The sequence below is a fragment of the Gracilimonas sp. genome (genome assembly GCF_031581265.1).
Classification (GTDB): domain Bacteria; phylum Bacteroidota; class Rhodothermia; order Balneolales; family Balneolaceae; genus Gracilimonas.
In genome coordinates, this window is the sequence record NZ_JAVLBQ010000008.1 from 86255 (window position 1) to 97368 (window position 11114).

General features: G+C 41.0%; 11 protein-coding genes. 7 read left to right on the forward strand and 4 right to left on the reverse strand.

Annotated elements, in window-relative coordinates:
* Positions 1-401 precede the first annotated feature (401 nt).
* Entirely contained in the window at positions 402-1823 is a 1422-nt protein-coding gene (gene lpdA, locus RI561_RS04970; protein WP_395079119.1) for a dihydrolipoyl dehydrogenase, read from the reverse strand.
* Between the two features lie 306 nt (positions 1824-2129).
* Between lpdA and RI561_RS04975 the strand changes: the two genes are divergently transcribed.
* The 4 genes from RI561_RS04975 to RI561_RS04990 all read left to right on the forward strand — a co-directional run bounded on the left by RI561_RS04975 (position 2130) and on the right by RI561_RS04990 (position 5972).
* On the forward strand, positions 2130-2909 hold the full coding sequence (locus RI561_RS04975; RefSeq protein WP_395079120.1) for a lytic murein transglycosylase: 780 nt from the start codon (positions 2130-2132) through the stop codon (positions 2907-2909).
* Between the two features lie 124 nt (positions 2910-3033).
* Positions 3034-3405, forward strand: a complete 372-nt coding sequence (locus RI561_RS04980) for a BlaI/MecI/CopY family transcriptional regulator (RefSeq protein WP_395079121.1) — start codon at positions 3034-3036, stop codon at positions 3403-3405.
* The gene (locus RI561_RS04985; RefSeq protein WP_395079122.1) at positions 3402-4841 is read left to right on the forward strand and encodes a M56 family metallopeptidase; all 1440 of its coding nucleotides are present in this window, start codon (positions 3402-3404) and stop codon (positions 4839-4841) included. The genes RI561_RS04980 and RI561_RS04985 overlap by 4 nt, the downstream gene beginning before the upstream one ends.
* A 21-nt stretch (positions 4842-4862) precedes the next feature.
* On the forward strand, positions 4863-5972 hold the full coding sequence (locus tag RI561_RS04990) for a hypothetical protein (protein WP_395079123.1): 1110 nt from the start codon (positions 4863-4865) through the stop codon (positions 5970-5972).
* Between the two features lie 188 nt (positions 5973-6160).
* On the opposite strand, the gene RI561_RS04995 is transcribed toward RI561_RS04990, so the two are convergent.
* Together RI561_RS04995 and RI561_RS05000 are read right to left on the reverse strand one after the other, a co-directional pair.
* Positions 6161-6652, reverse strand: coding sequence for a GNAT family N-acetyltransferase (locus tag RI561_RS04995; RefSeq protein WP_395079124.1), 492 nt, complete (start codon positions 6650-6652; stop codon positions 6161-6163).
* 268 nt (positions 6653-6920) lie between these two features.
* Complete coding sequence (locus RI561_RS05000; RefSeq protein WP_395079125.1) at positions 6921-8198, reverse strand: dipeptidase; 1278 nt, start codon at positions 8196-8198, stop codon at positions 6921-6923.
* Positions 8199-8338: 140 nt separating this feature from the next.
* Between RI561_RS05000 and RI561_RS05005 the strand changes: the two genes are divergently transcribed.
* Both RI561_RS05005 and RI561_RS05010 read left to right on the forward strand, forming a co-directional pair.
* Complete coding sequence (locus RI561_RS05005; RefSeq protein ID WP_395079126.1) at positions 8339-8599, forward strand: GlsB/YeaQ/YmgE family stress response membrane protein; 261 nt, start codon at positions 8339-8341, stop codon at positions 8597-8599.
* A 139-nt stretch (positions 8600-8738) separates the two neighbouring features.
* Positions 8739-9302 carry a flavin reductase family protein gene (locus RI561_RS05010; RefSeq protein ID WP_395079127.1) on the forward strand — a complete coding sequence of 188 codons (564 nt, stop codon included), beginning with the start codon at positions 8739-8741 and terminating at the stop codon, positions 9300-9302.
* A gap of 127 nt (positions 9303-9429) precedes the next feature.
* Here RI561_RS05010 and RI561_RS05015 read toward each other — a convergent pair whose 3' ends face one another.
* Positions 9430-10515, reverse strand: coding sequence for an AI-2E family transporter (locus RI561_RS05015; protein WP_395079128.1), 1086 nt, complete (start codon positions 10513-10515; stop codon positions 9430-9432).
* A 190-nt stretch (positions 10516-10705) separates the two neighbouring features.
* On the opposite strand from RI561_RS05015, the gene mce reads away from it, so the two are divergent.
* The gene (gene mce, locus RI561_RS05020) at positions 10706-11104 is read left to right on the forward strand and encodes a methylmalonyl-CoA epimerase (protein WP_395079129.1); all 399 of its coding nucleotides are present in this window, start codon (positions 10706-10708) and stop codon (positions 11102-11104) included.
* Positions 11105-11114 lie beyond the last annotated feature (10 nt).

Below are 11114 nucleotides of genomic sequence, written 5' to 3' on the forward strand. Positions count from 1 at the left end.
TTGTGAGAGGTGTTGTTGCCAAGGATTACCAAGCTTAATAACAACTTCCTTGCCCTTAGCTGACATCCTCCGCCAGACTTCACATTCGTTCAGTCCGACACCTCCCTCAAGAGAGGACTAACTTTTCTAATTAAAATTCGAAACTCGTGCAAGCGTCTCGCTTGTACGAACTATGGCTGGTCCAAGTGAAAGACTTGAACCAGTTCATTATTGGACTCGATCTACCGAAAATCAGTCTGATCGATTTTAAAGGCTTCAAAACTTTAATCAACCATCGGTCAGACGGACTTAGAGCCGTCAGACCGAAAAGCGATAAATACCAAGACAAAAATGGCTCCCGAAGGAGCCAAATTCTCTATCACAAATCCGTGCTAATCATACAATCAGCTCAATCCGTGATCCTATTTTTTCTTAACGGGAGTTCCTAAGTGAACACCTTCGTTATAAGCTTCAGCAACAGCTTCCATCACAGCCTCAGAGAGGGTTGGGTGTGGGTGAACTGCGCTGATAATTTCGTGTCCGGTAGTTTCAAGGTCACGGGCTACAACTGCTTCGGCGATCATTTCTGTCACGCCAAAACCAATCATATGGCAACCGAGCCACTCACCGTATTTGTCATCAAATACAACCTTAACGAAGCCCTCTTCGTGCCCGAGCGCAGTAGCTTTACCGGATGCCGATAGCGGGAATTTTCCAACTTTCACATCGTAGCCTTCATCTTTGGCTTGCTGCTCGGTATATCCAACAGAAGCAATTTGTGGCTCGCAATAAGTACAGCCGGGGATATTGTTGTAATTGATAGGGTGTGGGTTTTGTCCGGCTAACTGCTCGGCCAATACCACGGCTTCATGGGAAGCTTTGTGCGCTAACCAAGGAGCTCCAATAATATCCCCAATCGCATAAATGCCGTCCACGTTGGTTTTATAGGTTTTCTTATCAACTACAATAGAACCTTTCTCAGTTTTCACACCGGCTTTATCTAACCCAAGACCTTCGATGTTTCCGGTCACGCCAACAGCAGAAAGAACCACATCGGCTTCCACTTTTTCTTCGCCTTTCTTGGTCTTGATGGTTACTTCAACACCTTTTCCTTTCTTCTTCACGTTTTCGACCGTACTGCCGGTCATAACGTTCATGCCTTTTTTCTTGTAAATCTTACCGAGTTCTTTTCCTACATCTTTGTCTTCTACAGGAACAAGGCTATCCTGAAGCTCAACTAAAGTCACTTCGGTTCCGATGGTGTTATAGAAATAGGCAAACTCAACGCCGATAGCACCGGCTCCAACAATTACCATTTTCTTGGGTTGCTTTTCCATCTTCATGGCTTTTTCGGAATCGATGATCATTTCGCCATCAATTTCCAAGTTTGGAAGCTCACGCGGACGAGCACCTGTTGCCACAATAAAATGCTTGGCTTTAATACTTTCCTCTTCTTTGCCTTTGTCGTTATTGACAGCCAGCTCAGACTTTGATTTGAAAACACCGGTTCCCATGAATACTTCAATCTTATTCGCTTTCATGAGGAACTGAACGCCTTTACTCATCTTGTTGGCAACGCCACGGCTTCTTTTCACCATACCACCGAAATCAGCTGAGTAATCTTTAACATTAATTCCATAGTCAGAAGCGTGCTCAATCGACTCATATACTTCTGCCGAACGCAACAAAGCTTTGGTGGGAATACATCCGATATTCAAACAAACACCACCGAGATGTCTTTTTTCTACAATTGCCGTTTTAAAGCCAAGCTGAGAAGCGCGAATGGCGGCTACATATCCGCCGGGGCCTGACCCAATTACACATACATCAAATTCTTTTGCCATGGTACTTTTTGATAATAGTTTTGAAGTTCATCGCTGCGCAAAACTTAATTCGCCACAGCGTACTTTTAAAAGCCCTAAAAGGTAAGGTTTTTTGGATTGAACATCGAATATTGAACAAGGAATATTGAATATTGATGTACCATTTTAATTAGCACTCATATTTTGAGTCTTAATTTTATGACTTTCAATTCTTACTACTCATTTTGTAAATAATTCAAAAGTGTATAAAGCAGTGTTCTTAAATCCATTCAGTTTTATTATAATGAGCATGTAAAAGGGAGACGAACTTCACCCAGATTATTTATTATGAAAAAGACGATCACAACCATCCTGTTATTATTAGTAACTACCCTCTCAATCCATGCCTATACCTCAGATCCTGATCCAGAGGAAATGAAAAAGAATATTGAGGAGTTGGTGGAGTATTTTGAAGGCCAAGGATATGACATTCAAAAATATTTAGATGATTCCCGTTTTGAGCTGGTTGAACGCATTACTCAAAAATTCACCCGATCTGCTGAAGTCAAAATTGAAAGCAACGAAGATTACAAAAAAGCCGTCGGTTTTGACCGGAAGACAAAGCTTATCGCTGAATTCATTGAGGAAAATTTAACCTACCTCCAGGAAGCTGAAGAAGAATATGGCATACCAACCCATGTGATAGCTGCTATCATTGGGATAGAATCAGAATTCGGTAAGTACTATGGAACCTACAACCCTTTCAATGTTTATATATCGATGTACGCCGAAGGACACCGAAGCAATTTTGCCAAGTCGCAGCTGGAAGAACTCCTCATTTTTGTCAATAAAAATGATATCGATATCCTTGAACTTAAATCCAGTTATGCCGGGGCGATGTCTTATGCCCAGTTTATCCCCTCTTCCCTAAATCGCTGGTGGGTAGGCAGTGATCTTTATGACATGCCCAACAACATCAAGTCGGTGGCTAATTATTTGGCTCACTTTAAAGAAATCACCGGCTCACTTGAAAAGTCTATTTACCGATATAATCCAAGTGATCTATATACCCAGGCCGTACTTTCTTTAGCAGAAGAAGCTAAAGCCGTTATTGAAAAAACCGACTAATACCTTTCTTACATCACTTTTTAGTATCTAGACAGCCTGATTATTCTATTTTCACGCAAGTGGTTTTGCTTTTTTGATTTCTATTCTACATTTGTAGAAACAATTCTAACTTTATAGAATGAAAATGTCCTTATCACAATCCGAAGAAGAACTGATGCAGCATTTGTGGGAGCTTGAAAAAGCCTTCATGAAAGATTTGCTGGAAGAATACCCTGACCCTAAACCGGCTCCAACCACAGTTGCCACCTTACTCAAACGCATGACTGAAAAGGGTTTTGTGGGATATGAACAAATGGGGCGCTCCCGACAATATTATCCCTTGGTCAAGAAATCTGATTATTTCTCGAAGCATGTAAATGGGTTGATCACCAAGTTTTTTGATAACTCGGCCTCGCAGTTTGCTTCTTTTTTTACTTCTGAAACCGACTTGTCTGAAGAAGAGCTAAAGGAGCTGAAGTCTTTAATAGATGATGAACTTGAAAAGAAAAAGTCATGATTGCTTATCTAATCAAATCCGGTTTATGTATTGCTCTGTTATTGGTGATTTATCACTTGTTTTTGGAACGGGAGAAAATGCATCAGTTCAACCGATTCTTTCTACTTTTTGCCCTTTGTTTTGGATTGATCACTCCATTTTTGACTATTGATTTTGGATTTCAAACTTCTATCCCTGTCACAAGTTTTCAGTTTACTGACACTGCCTCTCTTCCAACTGTTACAGAAGCACCTGCTGTTACCAATCCTGAAAAGGAATGGCCTGTTCAAAAAATCCTGATGGCCATTTACGGCACCGGGGTCCTGTTATTTCTTATTCGACTATTCAGCGGACTCTTTTCCATTTTCCACCGAATAAACCGATCCGATTGTGAGCATCTTGGAACTTCTGAATTGGTGTTAGTTACTCAAAACATCGTTCCCCATTCTTTCCTGAAATATATTTTTGTGAATAAAAAAGCCTATGAATCTGGCAATATCGAAAACGAAATACTGGTGCATGAACAAATTCATGTCTCCCACAAGCATTCACTTGACATCCTTTTTGTAGAAGTTTTAAAAATCATATTCTGGTTCAACCCGGTTTTCTATTTCTACAAAAAAGCCATTCAGCTTAATCATGAGTTTATTGCCGATGAACTAATTTCCCGCCAAACCAAAAACATTTCCGGCTATCAACGCATTTTGCTGCACCATGCGAATTCGAACCAACCCTTTCAGCTTGTCAGCAGCTTCAATTTCTCACTAACAAAGAAGAGGTTTATTATGATGATGAAGAATAAAGACCCAAAGAGAACCCTTATCAAACAATTATTTTTGATACCCATTATCGGATTAGCTGTAGTTGCTTTCAGCAATCATGCCACAGCCCAGGATTCAACAACGGCTGCCAAAGCAGATACTATTCAAACTCCGGCCCCGCCTGAGCCTCTTCAACCTCCCGAAATGAGTACTGAAGAGAAGAAGTTATTTGATGAGGCTGGATCACTTTACCAAAAAGTGTATCAGGAATACATGAGTCTTGATCCAAAAACGACCAGCCTTAAAGAATTAGAAGCAGCCTATAAAAAAGTTAAGGAAGCGGCTGGAAACGTTCACAAGGTATTCCAAGAGATAGCAGGGGAAGATGAGATTCCCCCTCCCATCAAAATTGGGCTGGAACCTGAAATGAGAAAATTACTAAGCAGTGAAAAAGTGCGCAAACTTAAATCAACCATGGAGAGTTTGAGAGAAAAGAGAAGCCGTGCCTATAAGGAGTTTACGGAGCTGAACCCGCATGAAATTTCTGAGGAAAAACTACAACAGGCTTATTCTAAATTACAGGAGATCAATAAGAAATCTCATGATGCTGTGGCAGCATATTATCAGGTAGTCGGACAAATAGTGCCACCACCCCCTATACCGCCAATGCCTCCAAAACCTGATCAATCCAAATAGCAAAACTGAAGCACATTTTCTATGAAAATCAAGCCTTTTGCCCTTATTACACTATTAGCCTTTGGGTTGGTTCATTGTACTTCCAATGAGATGGAGTCTCAAGAAATATCCATACAGGAAATCACTGAATATGAAACCCTCATCTCCGTAGATGATGAAATCCTTGCTACCCCGGTAATAATGAAATTTGAAAAAGGACTTGGGTTTTTTATTTATGATGAGGCGTTAGGCAAGGTGCTATGGCTCAGTGAAGCCGGTGAAAAAATTCAAGAATTCGGGCAGAAAGGACGCGGACCCGGAGAATTTCAGCGGGTTAATAATATCTTCATTCGGGATAGCTTGCTGTATGTAACCGATCCCGTAAAGTTTTCCATTCATCGGTTTGAATTATCAGGGGAACTGGAGTCGACGCTTATTTATGGAGAAAAGGAAAATCAGAGAGGAGCTCCTCCTCCACCGCCTATGGGATTGTCTGTTCAGACTAAAGACATCAATAATCAACCCGCCATAACATATAATGGAGATGTACTTTTATCGGCCATTCAGTTAACAGATTCAACGGAAGCTGTTTTTAATAGAACGAATTGGGAAAGTGAGCAGCTTTCTTCTATTGGGGAAATTCCCCAGGGAAGTACGTTTATCCTTGATAATGAAAAAATCCGCGACGATGTGAACAACCGGGTGGTTCCATCTTATTATCGTTCCAATGCATTCCCGGTGAATGATCAATCCAATAAGGAACACGTATTTTTAGTGTACAGCTCTTTACCCAAAATTATGAAGTACAGTACCTCGGGAGAAAAAATATGGGAACGCAATCTTCCATCCGTTGCTGAAATGGACTCCATCACCAACCGCTTCTGTCCCATCATGGAAAGAATGCAACAAGCTGATATCAGAAGTAGAATCGGACTCGAATATTATGCCTCCGGTGTCAGTGGCCCGAATGGACATTTATTCCTGGTTGTGAACCGAAACCCTCTTTGGATTCATGAATTCAATCCGGATGGAGACCTAATTAAACGGTATACATTCAGTTCACCCACCGTTTCACTTGCTCCTATTTTTGATATAGATTTTGAAAACCGTCGGTTTTTGGTGGTTACGGAGGATGGGGAGGTTCGGGCGTAGTAGGTGGAAGCTGGAGCTTCCGGGTAGGCGTGCCCAAGCAGGAGCTTGGGCACGAGATACCGAGAAAATAAGGGAACAACCCTTCAAGGGTTTTTTGCTTGCACCAAACTCACGGCAATAAAAAAAGCCTCTTCCGCTAAGAAGAGGCTTTCACTTCAATATTGAATGTTAAATATTCTCTATTCAGTTCACGCCAGGTCTTTGGTCATGAAATACCATTTCGGGTCTCCATATTCAAAACCCTGTTTTTCATAAAGGTTTCTGGCCGGATTGTCTTCCCGGACTTCCAGGGTAATTTTGGCGCATCCCATTTCTTCAGCTTCTTCCTCGATGGTTTCCAGCATCATGGTACCAATTCCCATTCCGCGGGCATCGGGGTGAACTGCTACATCATGGATCTTAAATACTTTACTTGCTGTGAAGGTGGAAAATCCTACAAAACAAGTAACAATTCCCAGTGCCTCTTCGCCGGCATAGGCCATGTAGGTCATGGTGGTGGGAACTTTTTTCATTTCTGCGATCATATCAACGCGGACTTCTTCGTCCAGCGGCTGATCCTGCCCCATAGGATCTCTCGCAAAAAGGTCTACAATCTTGACTATATCTGAGGCATGTTTAGGGTTGTTTAAATCGGCTTTTAAAATTTTGACATCGGTTGCGACGTCTGCTTCTGCAATCACTCTTTCTTGATTTTTGAGTTTATTTTATTGTTGAGACTAAAGTTAAAACATTTAGGCGTCGGCTTAAAACATATAAGCTATTTCTAACTTTTCTTAGCAATTTGATAATTTGGCTTTAATTAGTTTAAAGCAGTATACATTTTTGGACATAAAAAACGTGCCGACACAGAGCGTCGGCACGAGTCATATCAGATTAGGGGAATTAATTTAGATTATGCGGATGAATAAATTTGACTTGTTACGATCGCTCTGCGTCGTAACAAATGGTTCATAGTTCATCAGCTACTGCTTGAACTTCATCCAATACTCTTAACAGGTTTCCACTCCAAAGCATTTCAATCTGCTCTTCGGTATATCCGCGTTTAACCAGCTCATGGGTCACATTAAAGGTTTCAGAAGCATCCATCCAATTATAGACTCCGCCGCCGCCGTCAAAATCAGAACTTATTCCTACGTGCTCAATGCCGATCAAATCTACCATGTAATCGATATGATCCACAAAGTCTGATACACTTACCGGTGGAGTGTTTATGTTTACTTCGTTTTCAATTCGAGGCTCAGCATTATCCTGAGCGGTGCGATAGAGTTCCATATATTCTTCACGTTCTTCCTCACTCATGTCTCGGATATCGCCCCAACCGACTAATTCTAAACCAATTTTTTCGGCTTCTTCTTCCAGAACTGTGCGCGAAGCTTCCTGCCAGGCCGCATGTTTTTCGCCATCTACATATCCACGGAAGGCAACTGTTTGAACTACTCCGCCATTTTCTTTGAGCATCATTAATTCTTCATCACTAAGATTTCTACTATGATCATACATTCCGCGCGCCGATGAATGAGAGGCCATTACCGGTGCTTCCGATAGCTCCATGGTTTGCATATTGGTTGTTTTAGCCGGGTGAGAAATATCAATCATAATACCCAATCGATTCATCTCAGCGATAGCCTCCCGGCCCAAATCGCCCAAACCGTTGTGCATCCATTCGTCATCTCTTTCGCCGGTATTGGAATCCCCAAACTGATTATGTCCGTTGTGGGTAAGCGACATATATCGCGCTCCGCGATTATAAAACTCTTCTATACGGGAAAGATCTTCACCCACCGGGTATGCATTTTCAACCCCGATCATCACCACTTTTTTACCTTCAGCTGCTATTCGTCTGACATCATCTGATGTGGTAGCCAATTCAATTCGGTCCGGGGCAATTTCTTCCGTCAGGCGATGAATGGCATTAAATTTGGCATCTGCATTTTCATACGCAGCAGCATACCCCTCTTCGGTCAGTTCTCCTTGTCCGGTGTAAACCACCAACCAAGCCACATCCAAGCCTCCTTCTTCCATTTTGGGGAGATCAACTTGGGTGTCAAGTCGTTGGGTGTAATTCGTTTCTTCGATAAAGTTGCTAACGCTGATATCAACATGAGTATCTGCGGTAATGACGCGCTCATGGATATCCATAGCTTTATTAAAAATTTCTTGTTCTGATGTTGTGCAACCGATCAACATCAACACGATCAGCAGAGAAGTAGTTAGTAGTTTTTTCATTGTGTTTATAGTTTTTTCGTTAATTTAATTCAGATAATCTATGCTAATTTTATCAAAGTTGGGAGTACTGAAGGAACGGAATCCCTTTTTATCCCATTAATTTAATAGATATTAACAAACAAAAGGGATCTATGACATTAATGAATATTTTAGCATATATCATTATAGGATTATTTATTGGATGGTTGTTTAGAATTATTTCTAAAGATCGGGAAGTAGCGATGTTACCAAGCTTGGCTTTTGGAGTTCTGGGAGCTCTTGCCGGCACTTTAATCGTTCATTTTTTAGGTTTGGCAGGAGCCGCTTTCTATGCCGTGGTGGGGGCCGTTGGTGTTTTATTCACCGTTAACGTTTTTCGTCAAAAAGACCCCATCTTTGTGGAAACCGACAAAATTTCATGATTCCGGAATACTCAGTTCTTCCGTTCAGTTACTGTGTTTACATTATGGTCGGTTTTGAAAATTAGCTACCTTTCTCACCTATTTATCAACAAAACCTGCTTCTGTGATCATAGAAAAATCTGAATTCCCGAAACGTCAAATGGCTAAACTTGTAAAGGGAACGGTTGTGCCGCGCCCCATAGCATGGATTTCATCTGTTGGAAAAAGTGGTGTCTTTAATCTTGCACCTTACAGCTATTTTAATGTGATTTCCCACAACCCTATCATGTTTATCATTTCCATTGGGAAAGGTAGTAATGTGGGAAAAGACGGCGATAAAGACACGCTCGCCAACATCAAAGAAACGGGTGATTTCGTGATTAATATGGTCTCTGCATCTTTAGCTGAACAAATGCAGATTTCCAGTGGTGTTTATACGAGAGAAGAAAGCGAATTTGAAAAATCCGGGCTAACTCCCATTGAGAGCAACCTCGTAACTGCCCCAAGGGTAAAGGAGGCTCTCATCAACATGGAGTGTAAACTGAATCGAGTGATGGAGTTGGGAGATTTCAACCAGGTAATTGGAGAACTCGAGTGTTTCCATATTAATGATGAAGTGTATATGGAAAATGACAAAGTGAATTATGAGGTTTACGATCCCATTGGCAGAATGGCAGCTAATTATACTTTTGTGAGAGATTTATTTTTTCCTGGTGGGGAATAGTTTGAGGTGAAGAGGCGAAGCGGAGGTTCTTTTTTCTGCATTTTCTTCTCCCGACAGAAGTCAGGAGCTATATTCTGTCATCCCTAACGGGATTTATTGAACCAGCTTAAGCTATGAACTTCGACTACTATTTATCATAGCTGACGCTATTTCCCAGCAAATATCCGTACGGTTTCATACCGGGAATTTGGTCAAATACTACTTTTAGGATACCTATAAGCGGCACAAAAAGAATCATCCCGGAGATTCCCCAGACCTCTCCTCCAATAATCAAAGCCAGCATAGCTACAAAGGGATTAATGGACACTTTGGAGCCTACAATTCTGGGAGTAATGAAATTTCCTTCTAAAAATTGTACCGTCCCGAAAACTGCTACAACTAAAACTGGTGTCAATAAGGAATCGGTTAAAAGCAGGGCAAATAATAGCGGGGGCAAAGCTCCAATAATGATGCCTATATAGGGAATAATAGCCAACAAGGAGGCAAAAACTCCAAAAAATATAGCATGATCTAAGCCCACCAGCAGTAGTCCTGTGGTGTTGAGGATTGCCAAAATTCCAATTACCGTTAACATCCCCACAAGATAATCTTGTGTTACGCCCTGCACCCGGTCCAAAAGCTGGTCCACCTCATTACTCTCCCCTTTCCTGTTCCGAAATAATTTCTGAAAGAAAGTTCTATACATTTCCTGATAATACAACATGAAGAAAATGAATATCGGCATAAGGGTAACCACCGTGAATATATTGGTGGTGGCACTGACGATGGAACTTACATAATTCCCACTTTGATCAATCACATTGTTGATGCCTTGTTGCAGATACTCGCTTTGCTCTTCCTGGGAAATTCCAACCGTCTCATCCAAATACTCTATAGCATTGCCGGATACTGATTTTAGTTTTTCAGTAACCTCAGGAACTCGCTCAGCAAATTGAGTAAATTGAACTGAAATAAGTGAAACTACACCGGCTAAAACAATGATCAACCCAAGCATGGTTAAAATTATACTTAAGGCTCTGCCCAGTTTCCATTTTTCAAACTGCCGAACAATGGGGTTCAGCAACATGGCAAAAAAAGCTGAAAATGCTAACGGCATCAAAATAAACTTACCGTAACTCAATACCATGAATAATAAAGTCAGCCCTATTAATATGAGCGTTGACTTCAACCAGAATGGATATTTTTGTTGAGATGATGTCTTATGATGTGTCATACTTTAAAATTATTTACTATCCCGATTTGAACTTGTATTAGTATAATTAATTGAAGCCAATATATCTTTAAAATACTTTTTGATTAAATGGGTAAAATTCTTGTACTCTTAATCTTATTGGAAAAGCTTTAAGATACATTCACTTTCAGAAATATATCCAGTACACTCAACACTAAAATCTTATTTCATTATGCGTATTGACCATATCGGCATTGCCGTCAAAGATCTCAAATCTGCCACTGAAGTTTATTCCAAGATTCTAAACACCTCCCCTACTAAAACCGAAACCGTTGAAAGTGAAAAAGTAGAAACGGTATTTTTTGAAACGGGGGAATCGAAAGTGGAACTGCTTGGCCCAACCTCGGATGATTCAGTTATTGCCAAGTATGTTGCCAAAAAGGGAGAAGGAATGCATCACGTAGCTTTTGAAGTTGATGACATCCACGCTGAACTTGATCGCCTGCGTACTGAAGGCTTCACTATCCTAAATGAACAACCCAAAGATGGAGCTGATAATAAACTGGTTGCCTTTGTTCATCCGAAGGATAATCATGGGGTTTTGGTGGAGCTTTGTCAGAGTAAGAAATGATTGAGTTTTG